This window comes from Sulfitobacter sp. D7, from assembly GCF_003611275.1.
GTDB lineage: Bacteria > Pseudomonadota > Alphaproteobacteria > Rhodobacterales > Rhodobacteraceae > Sulfitobacter > Sulfitobacter profundi.
Genome location: NZ_CP020694.1, coordinates 1,023,229 through 1,043,657 on the forward strand (window position 1 = coordinate 1,023,229; position 20,429 = coordinate 1,043,657).

Genomic DNA, 20,429 nt, shown 5'->3' on the forward strand with positions numbered 1-20,429 from the left:
CGCCGGGCCACCGGAGCGTGACGCATGGAAACATCCACTTACAAGGCAGACGGGCTGCGCGTATTGCGCGGGCCATTGCGGCTGACTTGGGCGGGGATGCTGGCCGAGGCGCTGGTGCAGGCGCTTTGGCCGATGCTTGCGCTGGCGCTGGCGGTGCTCGCGGCGCTGATGATGGGGGCGCAGGACGGTCTGGGCGGTAATCTGCTTTGGGCCGTATTTGCCGTTCTCGGTATCGCATTTCTGGGCACCTTGGTGTTTGCGCTGCGGCGTTTTCGGGTGCCCTCACGCGCCGATGCGCTGGCCCGGCTGGATGCCAGCCTGCCGGGGCGGCCCATTCGGGCGCTGTTGGACGATCAGGCAATCGGCGCGGGTGATGCGGCGTCGGCGGCGGTCTGGAAGGCCCATCAGAAACGGATGGCGGCACGGGCGGCGGCAGCCAAACCGGTAAAGGGTGATCTGCGTGTGTCGCGGGCTGACCCCTATGCGCTGCGCTATCTGGCGCTGCTGGCGTTCACTGTGGCATTGGTCTTTGGTTCGGTCTGGCGGCTGGGTGAGGTGACGCAACTGACCCCCGGCGGCGCGGGCGGCGCGTTGGCCTCTGGTCCGGTTTGGGAAGGTTGGGCCGAACCGCCGCGCCATACGGGCAAGCCAACGCTTTATCTGAATGACCTTGAGGCCGGGGCACTGTCGCTGCCTGCGGGCACCTTGATCACCCTGCGGCTTTACGGCGAGTTGGGCGCGCTGACGGTCGCGGAAAACGTCTCGGGCCGGGAGGGGGCGGCGTCGTCAGAACCCGCGCAGGATTTCACCCTGCGCCAAAGCGGCGTGATCAGCATTGAGGGTCCGGGCGCGCGGGCATGGCAGATCACGATGCTGCCCGACGCCGCCCCGCAGATTGAGCGGTTGGGCCCGCCCGAGGTGACTGCCTTGGGCGAGATGAGCCTGCCGTTTGCCGCGCGGGATGATTACGGCGTCGAAGCGGGCGAGGCGCGGATCAGCCTTGATCTGGCCTCTGTCGACCGGCGCTATGGGTTGACCATCGACCCTGACACACGGCCCGAGATCGTCGTGCCGCTGCCCATGCCGATCACCGGTGACCGGCGCGATTTTGAAGAAAGCTTGATCGAGAATTTCTCTAAGCACCCTTGGGCCAATCTGCCGGTATCTCTAGAGCTTTCCGTGCTCGACGCTGCCGAACAGCAAGCCGTGACCGAGGTGAGCCAATTGACCCTGCCGGGGCGGCGCTTTTTCGATCCCGCGGCGGCAGCAGTCATCGAGATGCGCCGCGATCTTTTGTGGTCGCGGGCCAATGCGCCGCGCATCGCGCAGGTGCTTCGCGCTGTGACCTATGCGCCGGGGGAGGATCTGCGCTCGGATGTGACGGTTCTGCGGCTCAAGCAGTTGATCCGCCGTCTGGAAATCCGCGCGCGCTATGGGTTGGACGAAGAGGTCCAGACCGAGATGGCCGAAGACCTCTGGGCGCTGGCGATTGAACTCGAAGAAGGCGTGTTGGCCGATGCGCTGGCGCGGATGCGCCGGGCACAGGATCGGCTGAATGAGGCGATGAAGAACGGTGCGTCGTCGGCAGAGATTGCCGAGCTGATGGAGGAATTGCGCCGCGCCACCGAAGAGTACCTAGAGCAACTCCAGCGGCAACAGGCACAGGAGGGCGAAGGCCAGCAGCCTGAAGGCGAGTCCATGCAGATGACGCAAGACGATCTGCAACGCATGATGGACCGCATTCAGGAGTTGATGGAGCAAGGCCGCATGGCCGAGGCCGCCGAGGCGCTGCATCAGTTGCAGGAAATGATGGAGAACATGCGCGTCACCCAAGGCCAGCCCGGCGAGGGCGGCAATTCACCGGGTGAGCAGGCGATGGAGGGGCTCTCGGAAACCCTGCGCGAGCAACAGGGGCTTAGCGATCAGGCCTTCCGCGACCTGCAAGAGCAGTTCAACCCCGGCACCGGGGCGGGCGAGAATGAAGGCAACGAAGGCCGCAATGGCAGTCAGGGCCGCGGTCAGAGCCATGAGGGCCAGCGGGGGCAGGGCGGCCAATCCGGCGAAGAGGGCGCCGAAGAGGGGCTGGCCGGGCGTCAGCAAGCGCTGCGCGACGAGCTGCGCCGTCAGGAAGGCCGTCTGCCGGGGCAAGGCACGCCCGAAGGGGATGCCGCGCGTGATGCACTGGACCGCGCCGGAGAGGCGATGGGCCGCGCCGGAGACGCCCTGCGCCGCGATGAGTTGGCCGAGGCAATCGACAATCAAGCACAGGCCATGGAGGCGCTGCGCGAAGGGATGCGGTCGCTTGGCGATGCGATGGAGCAAGAACAGGGCGAGGGCCAGCCCGGTCAAGGCACTGCCGAAGGCGACCGCCGGGCCGAGGCGCGCGATCCGCTGGGGCGCGAGCAGGGGGGCAATGGGGCGAATAGCTCAGACGCGCCGCTGGCACAGGGGCCGGACGATCAGAGCCGCGCGCGGCGTCTGCTGGACGAAATCCGCCGCCGCTCGGGCGAGGCGGAGCGGCCCGAAGTTGAACGCGATTACCTCAACAGACTTTTGGATCGGTTTTAAGCGGGGTCAGCCCTGCGATTGGGTCGCCACGGTGTCGAGCCAGACCAGCAGGTCCTGTAACTGCCCATCGAGCCAAATGCGTGCGTCGTCCATCCATGCCACATAGGACGATAGGTAAGGATCGGCCTGAGGCACGGATTGCGCAATCTGCGGCGCATAGACATAGACTGCCGCCAAGATGGCCGCCAAGGCGATCATCACGGTGAAGCCGCGCATGAACCCGCCCGATTTGCGCGGTTTTTCAGGGCGGTCGAGCGCGGCGGTGGGCGTTGGCCCCGCCTGCTGGCCCTGCGTGCGGTCGTGGCGCAGGGTTGAGTTGATCTCTTCGATATCGGGCAGCAGATCCCGGCGCGACGCGCTGCCGTAGGCGTCATTCTCGCTTTCGGGAACCGGCTCTCCGCGCATTTTGGCCATGCGCAGCCGGGCTTCATGGGCGCGGCGGGCGTCTTCGTCCTCTGGCACGTGGTCATCTTCGGCGATGTCGGGATGGGGGGCTTGTTTGGGCGCGGGACGGGGCGCGTCGTCAAGCCCGAGGTCCGGCTGGCTTTCCAACGGCTCTGACGGACGACGACGGCGGGCTTCCTGCTCGGCCGCGGCCTCCTGACGCAGAATTTCCGCAATGGCAGGGTCGAGCGAGCGTCTGACGGGCGCGGCGGCGGGGGCCGGGCGCGCGTTTTCCTCCTCCGGCGCGAAGGCAGCCTTTTCGAAGGCGTCGTTTTCGAAGTCGCCCTCTTCTAATGCCCCCTTTTCAAATCCGTCGTCTTCGAAGCCCTCGTCTTCGTAATCCTCATAACCCTCATCCCCGAAGGGCTGCAGATCAGGCAGGCTATTGGCCGCGGACTGCTCTTCGCCAGTGTCATCCGACGCGCGTTGCTTCATATGCATCACGTCGTCATCGAAATCCGGGTCGTCGAATTCACTGTCGTCCTGTTCGGGCGCATTGTCGGGATGATGCTGAAACCACGTCTGCCCGCAGTTGGAACATTGCACGTCACGCCCTGCCACCGGCATCACCTCATCGGGGACTTCGTATTGCGCGTCGCAGTTGGGGCAGATCAGCCGCATGGTCATTCCTGGGTTCGTTCGGTGCTTTCGGATCGTAACGGACAGCATATGTCCTAGAATAACGTAGGAAAAGTGATATCTGGACAGGGTGCTGGGGTTCTGAGTGATTGAATCCTTTCCGGTGCTGAGGCACAACAGGTCGAAGTGTTTTAAGGTGGTTGCGTGATAGAGCTCGAAAATGTGGCCTACAGCTATGGCGGGGGCGAATTGCTGTCCGACATCACGCTGAAACTCGCCCCCGGATCGTTCCATTTCCTCACCGGCCCCTCGGGCGCGGGCAAGACCACCTTGATGAAGCTCTGCTACGGCGCTCTGCTGCCCACGGCGGGGCACCTGCGGATGTTCGGGGCCGATGTGCGCGGGCTGGGGCGTGATGACATTGCGCTGATGCGCCGCCGCGTTGGTGTGGTGCATCAGGATGTAAAATTCCTCGACCACCTGCCGTTGACCGAGAATATCGCCCTGCCGCTGAACGTTTCGGGCCGTCAGGCCGAGGCGGGGGGCACCGATCTGGAAGAGCTGATGTCTTGGGTCGGCCTTACCAACCGGGCCGACGCCCTGCCGCCCGAGCTTTCGGGTGGGGAGCGGCAGCGGGCCGCACTGGCGCGTGCGGTGATCATGTCGCCCGATGTGATCTTGGCGGATGAGCCGACGGGGAACATCGATTGGGAGATGTCGCAACGGCTGCTGCGCCTGTTGATCGAGTTGAACCGCATGGGCAAGACCGTGTTGATCGCCACCCATGATCTGGGCCTGATCCGCGCTACCAAGGCGCATGTCCAAGCCCGCGTGCTGCGGATCGCCAACCGGCGCATTCAACTGGCGGGGGCGGATTTGTGAAGCGGTTCGACATGGGCGCCCTGCGCGCGATTTTCAAAGGCGACAGGCAAGCGGACCGCGTGGTGCCGCCCTCGGGTTTCACGGCGCAGCTCACCTTGTTTGCCGCCGGGGCGATGGCCTTTCTCGCGGTATTTGCCTTGGCGCTGTCGCTTGCTTCGGGCCGGTTGGCGCAGGTTTGGGGGCAGGAGTTGGCGCAGTCGGCTACGGTCCGCATTGTCGCGCCATTGGACCAACGCGCGGCCCAGACTGAGGCCGCGTTGAAGGTGTTGCAGACGACCAAGGGCGTGGCCTCGGCCCGCGCGCTGACGGATGCGGAGCAGGAAGAACTGCTTGCCCCATGGTTCGGCCCTGAACTGGCGATGGAGAGCTTGCCGGTGCCGCGTTTAATCGAAGTGGTTGAGGAAGGCGAGGGGCTGGACCCGGTGGGCCTGCGCCTGCGTCTCTCTGCCGAAGTGCCCGGAGCCGTGCTGGATGACCACAGCCGCTGGCGCGCGCCGTTAGTGGCCGCGGCAAGCCGGTTGCGGCTGCTGGGTTGGATTTCTACGCTGCTGATCGGGGCTGCGGTGGCGGCCATGGTGACGCTGGCCGCGCAGGCCGCACTGGCCGCCAATGCGCAGGTGATCGCGGTGCTGCGGCTGGTGGGGGCGACGGATGACTATATCGCGCGGGCCTTCATTCGGCGCTTTACCCTGCGCGCGCTGTTGGGTGCGGCGGCGGGCACGGTGCTTGGCATGGTGGCGGTCGTTCTGTTGCCCGATGCCGGCGAGGCGGGCGGCTTTTTGACCGGCTTGGGCTTTCGCGGCTGGCACTGGGTGGTGCCGCTTATGGTGCCGATCTTGGTCGGGGCGGTGGCCTTTGCCGCCACCGGGGCTGCGGCCCGGCGTACGTTGAGGGAACTGACATGAAGCTGCTGCAATGGGTCCGGTCGATCCTCTATATCGTGCAGGTGACCGTGGCGATGCCGGTGCTCGGGTTGGCCTTTGCGCCTTGGGCAATGTTTTCGAAACGCGGGGCCTATCGGGCCTGCAAGACCTATGCCGCTTGGGCCATGTGGTCGGCCCGCTGGCTGATCGGGCTGCGCTGCGAGGTGCGTGGCACGGTACCGGATGGTGAAGTTTTGGTGGCCGCAAAACACCAATCGTTTTTGGATATCTTGATGATCTTTCACGCTCTGCCGCGTGCAAAATTCATTATGAAACGCGAGGTGCTTTGGACCCCGGTGATTGGCCAATACGCCAAACGGATGGGCATGATTGCCGTCAACCGTGGCAAACGCGGGCAGGCGATCACCAAGATGATGGCCGACGTGAACGCCGGTCGGGTCGAGCCGGGGCAGTTGGTGATCTATTCACAAGGCACCCGCGTGGCACCGGGCCTCAGCGCACCTTACAAGGTTGGTACGGCGGTGCTTTATGACCAGATGGGGCAGGTTTGCGTGCCGGTAGCGACCAATGCGGGCCATTTCTGGCCGCGTCGAGGGCTCTACCGCAAGCCGGGTTTGGCTGTCGTGGAGTTTCTAGAACCGATTGAGCCGGGGCTGGATAAGCGAAGCTTTATGGCGCGGTTGGAAGAAGAGGTCGAGAGCCGTTCGAACGCCTTGCTGCATGAAGCTGGGTGGCGGCCTGTAGAGGCCGGGTAGTTCGGATCAACCGGCGGTCGCTTTTAAATCGAAACCCTACCAAGATGTGTCACCCCGCGGGTCGGCGCTGCCCTTCATGTTTTTAAGCTACGCCGAAGCGCCCGCTGAAGCGACGGCTTCACGGGGTTCGATCTTCGGTCTCTGGACGCCGTTAAAGTGGCGGCGCCGCCTTGGGGAGGTGGAAAAGACAGGCGTCACCCTGCATGTCTCTACGTATCGACATGACCCGCGAAGGGCCTCGTCTTCCGTGTGTGTCGCGACGGGAGAGGTTGTAGAGCAGGGGTGTTAACGCTTGATACGCTCGCCGCGCGCACCCTGCGCAACGAAAAAGGGCGGACCTTTGGTCCGCCCCCTCGGTCTTACATGTGGATCGGCCCGTCACCGCAGGCCAGTGCGGCTTCGCGCACGGCTTCGGAGTAGGTCGGGTGTGCGTGGCAGGTCATCGCCAAATCCTGTGCCGAGGCGCCGAACTCCATCGCCACGCAGACCTCATGGATCAGATCGCCCGCGCCGGGGCCGATTATGTGGCAGCCGAGGATGCGGTCGGTTTCCTTGTCGGCGATAAGCTTGACAAAACCGTCGCCGGCAAAGACCGCCTTGGCCCGCGCGTTGCCCATGAAGGAGAACTTTCCGACTTTGTATTCACGGCCCGCTTCCTTGAGCGTCGCCTCGGTTTCGCCGACGCTGGCGACCTCGGGGTGGGTGTAGATCACGCCGGGGATCACGCCGTAGTTCACGTGGCCATGTTTGCCCGCGATCACCTCGGCGGCGGCCATGCCTTCGTCCTCGGCTTTGTGGGCCAACATCGGGCCCTCGATCACGTCGCCGATGGCATAGACGCCTTTGACGGAGGTCTCCCAATGCTCATTCACGGCGATCTGACCACGCTCGGTCATCTTGATGCCGAGATCGTCCAGACCCATCCCTTTGATCACCGGCTTGCGGCCCGTGGCGACGAGTACGGTGTCGGCCTCGATCTCATGCTCGCTGTCGTCCTTGCGGAGTTTGTAGCTGACCTTGGCTTTGCCCTTGGCGACTTCGGTCTTTTGCACGGCGGCGCCCATGACGAAGTTGATGCCCTGCTTTTTTAGCATCCGCTGGAAGGTCTTTTGCACCTCGGGGTCCATGCCCGGAGTGATCGCATCAAGGAATTCAACGACGGTGATCTCGGTTCCCAGACGCGCGTAGACGCTGCCCAGTTCCAGCCCGATGACGCCCGCGCCGATCACGACCATCTTCTTGGGAATTTTGCCCAGTTCCAGCGCGCCGGTGGAGGTCACGACGGTTTTCTCGTCAACCTCGACGCCGGGCAGGCCCGCAGGCTCGGAACCGCTGGCGATAATGATGTTCTTGGCCTCATGGACCTCATCACCGACCTTGACCTTGCCCGCTTCCGGCACCGATCCCCACCCCTTGAGCCAGTCGATCTTGTTCTTCTTGAACAGGAATTCGATGCCTTTGGTGTTGGTCTCGATGGTCTTGTCTTTGTAGGTCAGCATCTGCTTCCAATCGACGGTCGGCGCTTTGGCCTTCAGACCCATCTCTTCGAAGTTATGCTCGGCCTCATGCAGCATATGCGTGGCGTGTAGCAGCGCCTTGGAAGGGATGCAGCCCACGTTGAGGCAGGTGCCGCCGAGGGTCTCGCGGCCCTCCACACAGGCGGTTTTCAGGCCCAGTTGCGCGCAACGGATGGCGGCAACATAGCCGCCGGGGCCGGAGCCGATCACGATGACATCATAGCTCGACATGGGGGGTCTCCTTAGCAGTCGGGTATTACAGGCAAGGTAGGAGGCGCGGTTTTCAGGTGCAAGCGCCGCTGCCTGCGGGTGTGGGGGAAAGGGTTAAATAAGGGCCGCCAGCAGCATTAACATGGTCGCGGCAAAGCCCACGACCCAGATAATGGACCGATGCGGGCGCAGGCCCATGGCATAGGCGGGGACGTAGAGCACGCGGGCGATGAGATAGACCCAAGCGCAGGCGGCGGTAAAGGCGGTGTTCTGCGCTGACATCTGCACCACGCCCACGGCGATGCCGAATAGGATCAGCCCTTCGAAATGATTGTCCATCGCGCGGCCCAGACGCGCGGTGCGGTCCGATAGCGCACGGCTCGGATCGCGGTCGCGGGCCGACATCGTGTAACCGGGGCCAAGCTCACGGTTGGCGGGCACGGCGTAAAGCACGAATTGCAGGCCTTGCAGGAGTGCTGCAAGGGTCAGAACGGTCAGCTCAGCACTCATGCGTTCTTCACGAAATAAGCAGTGGTGCTGGTTACGGTGCCTTGGTCATCGCTGCTCAGCGCGTTGGACCGGGAGAGCCATTCGTCGGCCTTTTTGCGGTCGTTCACGTCGAGCAGCACAGTGGCTTTGGTGTTGCTGTCGGTGTGTTTCCAAACCTGCATGACCGTGAGACCCGCATTGCGCCGCGATTCCGCATCGGCGTCAAAGGCGTTTTTCCATGCGGTAAAATCAGTAACTTCGAGATGGCAGATCATCTGCATTTGAATGCCCTTTCAGAGCGCGTGGAAATAAAGGACCGCTGTCGCCGCATAGCCGGCGAGCCATGCCAGCGTGCGGATTGTCGGCACGCCGAGCGCATAGACGATCACATAGATAATCCGCGCCAGCAGGAAGACTTGGGCGGCCAGCAGCGTGGCGCTGTTGTTGCGGCCCAGCATTTCGACCAGCAACACGGCAGGCGCGAAAAGCGCCATGGCCACGACGGAATTATCAACCGCGCGGCCCAGACGGGCCGTCATGCCGGTGGTGGTCCGCGTCTCATCCCGCGAGGACATCAGGTAGCCCATTGAGAGCTGCCGGGTCGCGCCCAGCACCTGCAGTAGGATCGTCAGCATGACCAAGAGGCCATAGGCGGCGAGGAGGGTGGTTTCACTCATGGTTTGGCCCTTTCAGTTGGTGGGACGCCCCACCCGGTCTGCGGGTATATAGGGCGGGGGTCTCCCCCCGCCCATGGTATCACAAATCCATCAACAGACGGCGGGGATCTTCGAGCATCTCTTTGACGCGGACGAGGAAGGTCACCGCGCCCTTGCCGTCGATGATCCGGTGGTCGTAGCTGAGCGAGATATACATCATCGGACGGATCACGACCTCGCCGTTGATCGCCATCGGACGGTCCTGAATCTTCGCCATGCCGAGGATACCGGACTGTGGCGGGTTCAGGATCGGCGCGGTCATCAGCGAGCCGTAGACGCCACCGTTGGAGATGGTGAAGGTGCCGCCGGTCATGTCGCCCATGGTCAGCTTGCCGTCACGGGCCTTTTTGCCCATGGCGTTTACGGCCTTTTCGATCTCGGCAAAGGACATCGCGTCGGCGTCTTTGATCACCGGCACCACAAGACCCGTGGGCGTGCCAGCAGCGACGCCCATGTGGACGTAGTTCTTGTAGATGATGTCGGTGCCGTCGATCTCGGCGTTGACCTCGGGGATTTCCTTCAGCGCGTGGCAGCAGGCTTTGGTGAAGAAGGACATGAAGCCCATGCGGACGCCGTGCTTCTTTTCAAAATCGGCCTTGTAGGTGTTCCGCAATTCCATAACCTCGGTCATGTCCACCTCGTTAAAGGTGGTCAGGATCGCGGCGGTGTTCTGGGCCTCTTTAAGGCGGCGCGCCATGGTCTGCTTAAGACGGGTCATCTTGACCCGCTCTTCGCGCGACGCATCATCGGGGGCAGAAGCGGCGCGGGGGGCGGCGGGTTTGGCCTCGGCTTTGGGAGCCGAGCCTGCGGCCACGGCCTTGGCGACGTCTTCTTTCATCACCCGACCATCGCGGCCCGAACCGGTGACCTGATCGCGGCTGATGCCGGCTTCGGCCATGGCTTTCTTGGCCGAGGGCGCGTCTTCAACGTCTTTGCCGTCAGCGGACTTGGTTTCGGGCGCGGCACCGGCGCCGGATTTGGCGTCTTCGCCTTTGGGGGCCGCAGCGCCTGCGCCCGAGGTCATCACCGCCAGCGTGCCAGAGGCTTCGACGGTGCTGCCTTCTTCGGCGAGGATTTCGGCCAGCACACCGGCAGCAGGCGCGGGGACTTCGACGCTGACCTTGTCGGTTTCCAACTCGCAAAGCATTTCATCGGCTTCGACCTTGTCGCCGACCTTTTTGAACCAAGTGCTAACGGTCGCTTCGGTCACCGACTCGCCCAGTGTGGGTACTTTGACTTCAATGGTTTCGCCTTCGCGGGCAGCCACATCTGCCGAGCCTGCGTCGATCGCCTTGGGCGCATCGCCGCCCCGGTCGGACTGGGACACGGCCTCATCATCCTCGGCGGCTTCCTTGGCTTTCGGCGCGGCCGCAGAGCCGCTGTCGCCTTCGCTGACATTGGCCAGCAGGGCATCGACGCCCACGGTTTCGCCTTCTTGCGCCACGATCTCGCTCAGAGTGCCCGCAACGGGGGAGGGCACTTCGACGGTGACCTTGTCGGTCTCCAATTCACAGAGCATTTCATCCACCGCGACGGTATCGCCGGGCTTTTTGAACCATGTGGCAACGGTGGCTTCGGTGACGGATTCGCCCAGCGTGGGTACGCGTACTTCGCTTGTCATGGTCTTAGTTTCCTTTGATGGTCAGCGCCTCGTCGACGAGGGCGGCTTGTTGTGCTTTGTGCTGGCTGGCCAGACCCGTGGCGGGCGAGGCGGCGGTGGCGCGGCCCACATAGGAGGCGCGGCCGTGTTTCGCGTCGATGCGGCCCAGAACCCATTCGATGTTGGGCTCGATAAAGGACCATGCACCTTGGTTCTTGGGCTCTTCCTGACACCAGATCATTTCGGCCCCTTTGAACCGCTCCAACTCTCTGACCGCGGATTGCGCGGGGAAGGGGTAGAACTGTTCGAACCGCAGGATGTAGACATCGTCGATGCCACGGGCGTCGCGCTCTTCCAGCAGGTCGTAATAAACCTTGCCCGAGCACATCACCACGCGCTTGATCTTGTCATCCGCGACCAATTTGGTGTCGGAGTTGCCTTTCTGCGCGTCATCCCAGAGCACCCGGTGGAAGCTCGACCCGGTGGTGAATTCATCGGCCTTGCTGACCGCGAGCTTGTGGCGCAGGAGTGACTTGGGGGTCATCAACATCAGCGGCTTGCGGTAGCTGCGGTGCAGCTGGCGGCGCAGGATGTGGAAGTAGTTGGCGGGCGTGGTGCAGTTCGCCACGATCCAGTTGTCGCCGCCGCACATGGTCAGGAAACGCTCCAGACGGGCAGAGGAGTGCTCAGGCCCCTGACCCTCATAGCCATGCGGCATCAGGCAAACGAGGCCCGACATGCGCAGCCATTTGCTTTCACCTGATGAGATGAACTGGTCAAACATGATCTGCGCGCCGTTGGCGAAGTCACCAAACTGCGCTTCCCAGAGCGTCAGCGCATTCGGCTCGGCCAGCGAGTAGCCATATTCAAAGCCCAGCACCGCGTATTCGCTGAGCATGGAGTCGATGACTTCATACTCGGCCTGACCTTCGCGGATGTGGTTCAGCGGATAGTAGCGGTCTTCGTTGTCTTGGTTCACGAAAGCGGAGTGACGCTGGCTGAACGTGCCGCGCGTGCTGTCCTGACCCGAGAGGCGCACTTTGTAGCCTTCGGTCAGCAAGGAACCGAAGGCCATCGCCTCAGCCGTGGCCCAGTCAAAGCCCTCACCGCTTTCGAACATCTGCTTTTTCGCTTCGAGCAGACGCCCGATGGTCTTGTGCAGCGGGAATTTGTCCGGCGCGGTGGTGATCGCCTTGCCGACGTCTTGCAGCGTCTCGGGCGCGATGGCGGTTTTACCGCGCTGGTAGGACTTGTTCTTTTTGTCCATGCCGGACCACTTGCCGTCCAGCCAGTCGGCCTTGTTCGGGCGATAGTCCTTACCGGCCTCGAACTCATCGTTGAGCTGGTTCTGGAAGGCGGTCTTCATGTCTTCGATCTCACCCTCGGGGATCAGACCGTCGGCCACCAGACGTTGGGTATAAAGGCTGAGCGTGGTTTTCTGTTTCTTGACGCTCTTGTACATCACCGGGTTGGTGAACATCGGCTCGTCGCCTTCGTTGTGACCAAAGCGGCGGTAGCAGAAGATGTCGATGACCACGTCTTTGTGGAACTTCTGACGGAACTCGGTGGCCACGCGGGCGGCGTGCACGACCGCTTCGGGGTCGTCGCCGTTGACGTGGAAGATCGGCGCCTCAACCACCAGCGCGTTGTCAGTGGGGTAGGGCGAGGAGCGCGAGAAATGCGGCGCGGTGGTGAAGCCGATTTGGTTGTTCACCACGATATGCATGGTGCCGCCAGTCTTGTGACCCTTGAGGCCCGAAAGCGCGAAACATTCCGCCACGACGCCTTGGCCAGCAAAGGCCGCATCGCCGTGCAGCAGGATCGGCATGACGGCGGTGCGGTCCTTGTCGTTCAGCTGGTCCTGCTTGGCGCGGACCTTGCCCAAGACCACGGGGTTCACCGCTTCGAGGTGGCTGGGGTTCGCGGTCAGCGACAGGTGGACAGAATTGCCATCAAACTCACGGTCCGACGAGGCGCCGAGGTGGTATTTCACATCGCCCGAACCATCCACATCGTCAGGCTTAAAGCTGCCGCCTTGGAATTCGTTGAAGATCGCCCGGTAGGGCTTTTGCATCACATTGGCCAGCACCGAGAGGCGGCCCCGGTGCGGCATGCCGATGACGATGTCCTTGACGCCCAACTGGCCGCCGCGTTTGATGATCTGCTCCATCGCGGGAACAAGGCTTTCGCCGCCATCAAGACCGAAGCGTTTGGTGCCCATGTATTTGACATGGAGGAACTTCTCAAAGCCCTCGGCTTCGACCAGTTTGCTCAGGATCGCCTTGCGGCCTTCCTTGGTAAAGGCGATTTCCTTGCCATAGCCCTCGATCCGCTCTTTCAACCAACCGGCCTGCTCGGGGTCGGAGATATGCATGTATTGCAGCGCGAAGGTGCCACAGTAGGTCGAGCGGACGATGCCGACGATCTGCTTCATTGTCGCGACTTCGAGGCCCAGCACGTTGTCGATAAAGATCGGGCGGTCCATGTCGGCATCGGTGAAACCGTAGGATTTCGGGTCAAGCTCGGGCTGGTTGCCCATGTCGCGCATGCCCAAGGGGTCGAGTTGCGCGGCGAGGTGCCCACGGATGCGGTAGGCGCGGATCAGCATGAGCGCGCGGATGCTGTCGAGCACGGCGGCGCGGATTTGGTCATCCGAGACGGCAACGCCCTTTTCCTCGGCCTTTTTCTTGATCTTGTCGCCAGCGGCTTTTGCTTCGGTCGGTTCGGGCCAGACACCGGTCAGCGCGCCCATCACCTCGCTTTGGGGGGCGGGGGGCCAATCGGGCCGCGCCCAAGAGGGGCCTGCGGCCTCGGCCTGAGCGGTTTCGGCGTCATCGCCCATCGCCGCGAAAAACGTCTGCCATGCCTCGTCGACCGTGTTGGGGTCGTTGGCATAGCGGGCGTACATCGCCTCAAGATATTCCGCGTTTTCGCCTTCCATGAAGGAAGAGGCGTGGAACTGTTCGTTGGCGGGTTGGTCGGTCATTGGGTCACCTTTGTTCGGCGGGGCAGACGGGACAGGGTCAGAATCAGGGTCGGTCTATAGTCAGGCCCGGGGCGGGGGGCCATAGGTATTGAGGGCGGGGTCACAAGGTCAGCCAAGGCCGCCGGTTCGGGCGTTTGCCCAAGGGCCAGCGCCACGCGGGGGCGGGAGGGAGTGAGCGCGGTCTGAATGTGCATCTTACCCTCCTTCGCAAGCGGGCGGCGCCGGGTGGTTCTTTTCAAGACCCCGCAAAACGTAGTGCTTTGCAGAGTGGGTCAATGGGCGGGCCAAGGCCCGCCCGGCGGGCATCAGCCCTTGTCGATCGCTTCTTTGACCGCTTCGCCCAGTGTCGCGGGGCTGTCTGCCACAACGATACCGGCTTCTTTCATCGCTTCGATCTTGCTCTCCGCGTCGCCTTTACCACCGGCGACAATCGCGCCTGCGTGGCCCATGCGGCGGCCGGGAGGGGCCGTGCGGCCTGCGATGAAACCAGCGGTGGGCTTCCAACGGCCCTTCTTCTTTTCGTCGGCAAGGAACTGTGCCGCTTCCTCTTCGGCGGAGCCGCCGATTTCACCGATCATGATGATCGACTGGGTCTCGGGGTCGGCAAGGAACATTTCCAGCACGTCGATATGCTCGGTCCCTTTGATCGGGTCGCCGCCGATGCCCACGGCAGAGGATTGGCCAAGGCCCATGTCGGTGGTCTGCTTGACTGCCTCATAAGTCAGCGTGCCCGAGCGCGAGACAACGCCGACGGAGCCGCGGCGGTGGATGTGGCCCGGCATGATGCCGATTTTACAGGCGTCAGGCGTGATCACACCAGGGCAGTTGGGGCCGATCAGGCGCGACTTGGAACCTTCGAGCGCGCGGGCGACGCGGGCCATGTCAAGCACCGGAATGCCTTCGGTGATGCAGACGATCAGCTCCATCTCGGCGTCGATCGCCTCAAGGATCGAATCCGCCGCGAAGGGGGGCGGGACGTAGATCACGGAGGCATTGGCCTCGGTCACATGTTTGGCTTCGTGCACGGAGTTGAACACGGGCAGGTCGAGGTGCGTCTGACCGCCTTTGCCGGGCGTGACGCCGCCAACCATCTTGGTGCCATAAGCAATGGCCTGTTCGGTGTGGAACGTCCCCTGCGAGCCGGTCAGACCCTGACAGATGACTTTGGTGTTTTCGTTGACTAGTACGGCCATGATTTCTTCCTTGGTCGGTGATATTTAATCCCGGGGGCGGGCCCCGGGGGCGTCAGGCGCGGTGCGCCCGGTTGGTGGGATGCGCCGTGGCAGGCGAAGGGCCGGGCCACAGCAGGATGGCGGCGAGGAACATGACCGGGATGCCAAGCTCCCCGATCTCCTCGACGACGAAAGCGGTGCGTTCGGCATCGGCGGAAATCTCGATCCCTAAGGGGGCGAGTTTGCGGGCGATGCCGTCGAGCAGTTTGTAAGCGACGGTGAAACCGATCCCCGTCAGGACGGCCCCGGCCCATGCACGGCCGTGCCAGAGGGCCGAGAGATAGGGCCGGGCGTGACGCCAGAGCATGAGGAAAATCGCGGTGACGATCGACGCAAGGATCAGGGCGGCGATCAGCCGTTCGGCCAGTGGCACGCCCTCACCGGTATATTGCCGGGCTTTGAAGAGCCCGCGGGTGAAAGGGCTTTTGTCGAGGTCCAATTCACGCGCCGCCATGACCGCCAGCACCAGCGGCAGATAGCAGACCCGCAGCACCGCGCCGCGCAGCGTCCAGACCAGCGCCACAATGCAGAGCAGGTAGCCCACGACCGAAAGGTTTTCGTAAAAACCGCCTTCGGCCAGCAGGGTGGTTTGCGTGGCAACCGGGAGGGCGTTCACGACCACCATCTGCACGGCAAAAGCCACGATAAGGGCGAGGATCACCCACCAGCCGGTGCGAGAGGAGGAGAGCGCCCGCGTCATAGGCCCGCCTTTTGCGCAGCGCGGTCGCGCTTGGCCGCTTTGGGTATAAGGGGAGCGGACGACAGGACAGGCATCAGTAAAGCTGCTCATCTTGATCAGCCAGCAGATCCAGCAGTCGCAGGGTCAGCAGGCCCGCGCCCATGATTATTAGGCTGCGGCCAATGGAGCCGGTGAGGTTCGACGGCAGGATCATCGCCAGCCCGCTGCGCGACTTGCGCGCGGCGCGCCGCAGACCGCGGTCGCGGCGGTGATGGTTGGCAGGCTCAGGCAGACGCAGGGCGTCGGGGTGCCATTGCCGGATCAGAATGCCGGCCCCCAATAGCGCAATGCCCGTCAAGACGGGGGAGGATTTGGGAGATTGATCCATACTGACCTCATTGCTCATCGGGGCATCATTGGGTGGGCGCGGCGCGGCGTCGTCGCATTTGCCCCTGCCGCACGGGGGCGGCAAGAACGGTGATATCGGCCACCCCCGACCGGCGCGAAAGCCGTGGGGGGATGGCCGGGGGAGGGCTTAGCCTTTGACCGCTTTCACGATCTTCTGTGCGCCATCTTTCAGGTCGTCGGCGGCGATGACATCAAGACCGGAGTTGTTGATGATCGCTTTGCCTTCTTCGACGTTGGTGCCCTCAAGGCGAACAACCAGCGGCACTTTCAGACCGACTTCTTTCACCGCAGCGACAACGCCCTCGGCGATGACGTCACAGCGCATGATGCCGCCGAAGATGTTGACCAAGATGCCTTTGACGTTTTCGTCGGAGGTAATGATCTTGAAAGCTTCGGTGACTTTCTCTTTGGTCGCACCACCGCCCACGTCGAGGAAGTTGGCAGGCTCGGCACCGTAGAGTTTGATGATGTCCATCGTCGCCATCGCAAGGCCCGCACCGTTCACCATGCAGCCGATTTCACCGTCGAGCGCGATGTAGTTCAGGTCATACTTGGAGGCTTCGAGTTCTTTCGAGTCTTCCTCGGTCTCGTCGCGCAGGTTGGCAATGTCGGGCTGGCGGTACATGGCGTTGCCGTCAAAGCCAACTTTCGCGTCGAGCACTTTCAGGTCGTTGCCGGGCATGACGATCAGCGGGTTGATCTCAAGCATCTCCATGTCTTTGTCGACGAAGGCTTGATAAAGCTGACCCATCAGTTTGACGCACTGCTTGACGGCTGTGCCTTCAAGACCCAGCGAAAAGGCAACGCGGCGGCCGTGGTAGGGCTGGTAGCCGGTGGCCGGATCGACAGAGAAGCTGAGGATTTTTTCAGGTGTCGCGTCGGCGACCTCTTCGATGTCCATGCCGCCTTCGGTGGAGCAGACAAAGGAGATGCGGCTGGTCTGGCGGTCAACCAGCAGGGCGAGGTACAATTCGCGCTCAATGTCGGAACCGTCTTCGATGTAGATGCGGTTGACCTGCTTGCCTGCGGGGCCGGTCTGGTGCGTGACCAGCGTTTTGCCCAGCATCTTTTTGGCTTCTTCAGCGGCTTCTTCCACGGATTTGGCAAGGCGCACACCGCCTTTTTCGCCAGCGGCGGCTTCTTTGAAGCTGCCTTTGCCGCGACCGCCTGCGTGGATCTGCGCTTTGACAACCCAAAGCGGTCCGTCCATTTCGCCGGCTGCGTTCTTGGCATCTTCTGCCTTCAGCACAACGCGGCCGTCGGAGACAGGGGCGCCATAGCTGCGCAGGAGGGCTTTTGCCTGATATTCGTGGATGTTCATGAAAACGGTCCCGTTTCTGTTCCAGTTGCCCCGTAGTATGGGGATGACTTTCGTTCCTGTAAGGGTTTTTTCGGAGAAAGCCGGGATTGACCAGCTAAAAATGCGTTTTGTGATCACACGATAAATACGTGTGATCACAAATGCGCTCAACGGCTCCGAATCGGCTGATTTTTGCTTGTATTGCGGGGGATAGCTGGCCCGGCCAAAGGGGCGGGCCAGCGCTTTAGTGGGGCATGAGCGCCCAGTAATCGAGGTCAAGCAGAACCTCGGGGCGGTATTTGCCCGCCGCGTCACGCAGTTCGAACGGCGCGCCGCCTTTGGTCGCGACCAGCCGCAAACGCACAGCGCCAACACCGGGGGCTGAGGTCTCGGCCTTGTCGAGCACTTCGGACCAAGCGCGAATGGTATCACCGGCAAGGCAGGGGTTGGCATGCGCCCCGCCGTTGAGGCCCACGACCATCTGCGCATTGGCCAGCCCGTTGAAGGACAGCGCCCGCGCCATTGAGATCACGTGACCGCCATAGATCAGCCGCGACCCATCCGGGCGGGCGGAGGTGTCGAAATGCACTTTGGCCGTGTTCTGCCACAGGCGCGTGGCCATCATGTGCTCGGCCTCTTCGATCGTGACGCCGTCAAAGTGGTCGATCTTTTCACCCACGGCGTAGTCGCCCCAGCGGTGCGGCTCTCCGGCTTGGGCGAAGTCGTAGTTGGAGAAGTCGAGGCCCTGCGGGATGTGCAATTGTCCCACGGTCAGGGCGTCGGGCAGATCGGGCACGATGGTCTCGGGCGCGGGGGCGTCGATTTCGCCTTTGCGGACCATGACCCAGCGGACATAGTCGAGCACCTTTTCGTCATGCTGGTTCAATCCGGTGGTGCGGACCCAGACGACGCCGGTCTTGCCGTTGGAGTTTTGCTTGAGGCCGATGACCTCGCTTTCCGCGCGCAGCGTGTCACCGGGCCAGACGGGCCGCAGCCAGCGGCCCTGGGCATAGCCCAGATTGGCCACGGCATTGAGCGAGACATCAGGCACGGTTTTCCCAAAAACGATGTGAAAGGCGATCATATCGTCGAGCGGGCTGGCCTTCAGCCCGCAGGACTGGGCGAAACTATCGGCGGAATAAAGCGCGTGCCGCGCGGGGTAGAGCGCGTGATAGAGCGCGCGTTCGCCCGCGCCGACGGTGCGGGGCACCGCGTGATGCAGCACCTCGCCCAGTTGGTAGTCTTCGAAAAAGCGGCCGCGGTTGGTCTTGCTCATCACTGCTCGCCCAGTTTGGTGTCGGGCGAATAGGTGCCGGGGGCGTCTTTCACCACCGCTTGGCCGCAGCGCATGACACCGGCCTTGTGGTCCCATGTCTGGGTCGGGGTGCCGTAAAGCTCCCAGCCTTTGTTCAGCGCGTCGGTGACCTTGTGGCAAAAGGCGGACGTGTCTTCTTCGGAAAGGAAGCGGTAAACTTTCATGGAAGGCTCCGGGTCAATGAGGGAAGGGAATAACGCCGAGCCAAGTGTGAATGCCGGCGACGAGAACAAAGAGGATCGTGGAGATCACGATCAGACGGATATAGGTGGCGCGGCCTGCGTGGGGCGGGGGCGTCCAGCCCGGCTCGGCCCGGTTGATGAGGATTACTTCGCTCACCGCCCAGCCCAGCATGGTGCCGAAGAGCAGGATCGAGGCGAGATCACCGTTCACCAGTAGGTGTGCAGTGGCCCAGATTTTCACGGCCAGCAGCTGCGGGTGGCGGGTTTTATAGGCGGGCCACGCTTTGGCCCCCTTGGCGGCGCTTGAGCCGAAGACCCAGAAGGCCAGCAGCATCAGAAGGTTGTTAAGGTGCGTCAGGAAACTCGGCGGGTTCCAGACCGGCATGAACTCCGCCGCGCGATAGCCCCAGATGATGAGGGCCAGCGCCACGACCAGTGCGGCGGCCACCGCGCCTCGGCCCGCGGTGCCCATCTGCGCCCGTTGGGCGGGCATCAGGCGTTTGAAAAGATGGGCACCGATCCAGAGGATCAGACCGAGGATAAGGATTGTCATGGCGAGGGCTCCGGGCTCATGGCTGCAATTGCCGCCAGTTTTGCCAGTGTTTCGCGGGCGGTGGCAACATGGAGATTTTCCACGATCTTGCCATCAACGACCGCCACACCTTGGCCCGCCGCCTGTGCCTCTTCATAGGCGTCGATCTGACGGCGGGCGAGGGCGGCTTCGTCTTCCGACGGGGTGAAGGCCGCGTTGGCGATGTCGAGCTGGGCGGGGTGGATCAGCGTTTTGCCGTCAAAGCCCATGTCACGGCCCTGTTGGCATTCGGACTGCAGCCCGTCGTCGTCCTTAAAGGCGTTATACACCCCATCGATGATTGCCACGCCATGCGCCTTGGCGGCCAGCAGGCAAAGGCCAAGCCCTGTGATCAGCGGCAGGCGGTCGGGGCGGAAGCGGGTTTGCAGGTCTTTCGCCAGATCATTGGTGCCCATGACCATGGCCTGCAACTGGCGGTGCCCGGCGATAGCGGCGGCGTTGAGCATGGCACCGGGGGTTTCCATCATCGCCCAGAGCGGGATGTCGCCCACAATCTCGGTCAGCGCTTCGAGATCGGCGGGGGATCCGACCTTGGGCAAGAGAATCGCGTCGGGCTTCATCGCGGCGGCGGCACGGGCGTCATTGACGCCCCATTCGGTGTCCAGCCCATTGATCCGCACCACCCGCATCCGCGCGCCGTAGCCGCCTGTGGCAAGCGCCTCGGCCAATGTCTCGCGGGCGGCGACCTTTTCCTCGGGGGAGACGGCATCTTCGAGGTCGAAGATCACCGCGTCGCAGGCCAATCCGCGCGCTTTGTCGAGCGCGCGGGGCTTGGAGCCGGGGATGTAGAGAACGGAACGCAGCGGGCGGGTTGTGGCGGTCATGTAAGGCTCCTCGGGCAGGGCGGCGCATTGACCACCTAACATTGTTGCGCACAGAGGGGCATTTTTGTGCGAAAACTTCAAGGCAAAACATGCCGCGACGCAGCGAACCCGTTGCGCTGTTTTTGCGGGCGGCAGATTAACCAGTCCTTCAGGCTTGAGGCGCAGTCTCTTGCGCATCGCATCTGCTGCACCCTTTTGCAAAGCGGATGCAGTCATTTCAACCAAGGCTGCCTAAGGGCCGGTGCGAAAGACGCGCATTGTCATCCC

At 62.9% G+C, this 20,429-nt stretch carries 19 protein-coding genes; 4 read left to right on the plus strand and 15 right to left on the minus strand.

Annotated elements, in window-relative coordinates; genetic code table 11:
* Positions 1–24: 24 nt before the first annotated feature.
* Positions 25–2,568: a DUF4175 domain-containing protein gene (locus B5M07_RS04880; RefSeq protein WP_120350466.1), complete on the plus strand. Its 2,544-nt coding sequence runs from the start codon at positions 25–27 to the stop codon at positions 2,566–2,568.
* 6 nt (positions 2,569–2,574) lie between these two features.
* Here the strand turns inward: B5M07_RS04880 and B5M07_RS04885 are convergent, their stop codons facing one another.
* Positions 2,575–3,639, minus strand: a complete 1,065-nt coding sequence (locus B5M07_RS04885; RefSeq protein WP_254693960.1) for a zinc-ribbon domain-containing protein — start codon at positions 3,637–3,639, stop codon at positions 2,575–2,577.
* Between the two features lie 156 nt (positions 3,640–3,795).
* Here B5M07_RS04885 and B5M07_RS04890 point away from each other — a divergent pair, with 156 nt between their 5' ends.
* From B5M07_RS04890 to B5M07_RS04900, 3 genes are read left to right on the plus strand one after another with little or no spacing between them, the layout of a single operon-like run.
* Positions 3,796–4,473 (plus strand): cell division ATP-binding protein FtsE, encoded by a 678-nt coding sequence (locus tag B5M07_RS04890; RefSeq protein ID WP_120350468.1) that lies wholly within the window; start codon positions 3,796–3,798, stop codon positions 4,471–4,473.
* 11 nt (positions 4,474–4,484) lie between these two features.
* The gene (locus B5M07_RS04895; protein WP_067942216.1) at positions 4,485–5,378 is read left to right on the plus strand and encodes a cell division protein FtsX; all 894 of its coding nucleotides are present in this window, start codon (positions 4,485–4,487) and stop codon (positions 5,376–5,378) included.
* Positions 5,375–6,112, plus strand: a complete 738-nt coding sequence (locus tag B5M07_RS04900) for a lysophospholipid acyltransferase family protein (RefSeq protein WP_120350469.1) — start codon at positions 5,375–5,377, stop codon at positions 6,110–6,112. The genes B5M07_RS04895 and B5M07_RS04900 overlap by 4 nt, the downstream gene beginning before the upstream one ends.
* 359 nt (positions 6,113–6,471) lie before the next feature.
* Here B5M07_RS04900 and lpdA read toward each other — a convergent pair whose 3' ends face one another.
* From lpdA to B5M07_RS04975, 14 genes are all read right to left on the minus strand, one after another.
* Positions 6,472–7,860 (minus strand): dihydrolipoyl dehydrogenase, encoded by a 1,389-nt coding sequence (gene lpdA, locus B5M07_RS04905; protein WP_120350470.1) that lies wholly within the window; start codon positions 7,858–7,860, stop codon positions 6,472–6,474.
* Between the two features lie 93 nt (positions 7,861–7,953).
* Positions 7,954–8,349, minus strand: coding sequence for an MAPEG family protein (locus tag B5M07_RS04910; RefSeq protein WP_120350471.1), 396 nt, complete (start codon positions 8,347–8,349; stop codon positions 7,954–7,956).
* A complete protein-coding gene (locus tag B5M07_RS04915; RefSeq protein ID WP_120350472.1) occupies positions 8,346–8,609 on the minus strand; it encodes a hypothetical protein in 264 nt (87 codons plus the stop codon). Before B5M07_RS04915 ends, B5M07_RS04910 begins: the two co-directional genes overlap by 4 nt.
* Before the next feature lie 12 nt (positions 8,610–8,621).
* On the minus strand, positions 8,622–9,005 hold the full coding sequence (locus B5M07_RS04920) for an MAPEG family protein (protein WP_120350473.1): 384 nt from the start codon (positions 9,003–9,005) through the stop codon (positions 8,622–8,624).
* 79 nt (positions 9,006–9,084) lie between these two features.
* Positions 9,085–10,665 carry a 2-oxoglutarate dehydrogenase complex dihydrolipoyllysine-residue succinyltransferase gene (gene odhB, locus B5M07_RS04925; protein WP_120350474.1) on the minus strand — a complete coding sequence of 527 codons (1,581 nt, stop codon included), beginning with the start codon at positions 10,663–10,665 and terminating at the stop codon, positions 9,085–9,087.
* Positions 10,666–10,669: 4 nt separating this feature from the next.
* On the minus strand, positions 10,670–13,630 hold the full coding sequence (locus tag B5M07_RS04930) for a 2-oxoglutarate dehydrogenase E1 component (protein WP_120350475.1): 2,961 nt from the start codon (positions 13,628–13,630) through the stop codon (positions 10,670–10,672).
* 305 nt (positions 13,631–13,935) lie between these two features.
* On the minus strand, positions 13,936–14,823 hold the full coding sequence (sucD, locus tag B5M07_RS04940) for a succinate--CoA ligase subunit alpha (RefSeq protein WP_067630488.1): 888 nt from the start codon (positions 14,821–14,823) through the stop codon (positions 13,936–13,938).
* A 52-nt stretch (positions 14,824–14,875) separates the two neighbouring features.
* Complete coding sequence (locus B5M07_RS04945; RefSeq protein WP_120350476.1) at positions 14,876–15,562, minus strand: hypothetical protein; 687 nt, start codon at positions 15,560–15,562, stop codon at positions 14,876–14,878.
* Positions 15,563–15,635: 73 nt separating this feature from the next.
* Entirely contained in the window at positions 15,636–15,929 is a 294-nt protein-coding gene (locus tag B5M07_RS04950) for a hypothetical protein (protein ID WP_120352151.1), read from the minus strand.
* A gap of 147 nt (positions 15,930–16,076) precedes the next feature.
* Positions 16,077–17,270, minus strand: a complete 1,194-nt coding sequence (gene sucC, locus B5M07_RS04955) for an ADP-forming succinate--CoA ligase subunit beta (protein WP_120350477.1) — start codon at positions 17,268–17,270, stop codon at positions 16,077–16,079.
* A 223-nt stretch (positions 17,271–17,493) separates the two neighbouring features.
* Positions 17,494–18,525 (minus strand): MaoC family dehydratase, encoded by a 1,032-nt coding sequence (locus B5M07_RS04960; RefSeq protein WP_120350478.1) that lies wholly within the window; start codon positions 18,523–18,525, stop codon positions 17,494–17,496.
* Positions 18,525–18,728 (minus strand): DUF1737 domain-containing protein, encoded by a 204-nt coding sequence (locus B5M07_RS04965; protein ID WP_067630476.1) that lies wholly within the window; start codon positions 18,726–18,728, stop codon positions 18,525–18,527. The genes B5M07_RS04960 and B5M07_RS04965 overlap by 1 nt, the downstream gene beginning before the upstream one ends.
* A 13-nt stretch (positions 18,729–18,741) precedes the next feature.
* Positions 18,742–19,299, minus strand: a complete 558-nt coding sequence (locus tag B5M07_RS04970; protein WP_120350479.1) for an NnrU family protein — start codon at positions 19,297–19,299, stop codon at positions 18,742–18,744.
* The gene (locus tag B5M07_RS04975) at positions 19,296–20,162 is read right to left on the minus strand and encodes an HpcH/HpaI aldolase/citrate lyase family protein (protein ID WP_120350480.1); all 867 of its coding nucleotides are present in this window, start codon (positions 20,160–20,162) and stop codon (positions 19,296–19,298) included. Before B5M07_RS04975 ends, B5M07_RS04970 begins: the two co-directional genes overlap by 4 nt.
* Positions 20,163–20,429 lie beyond the last annotated feature (267 nt).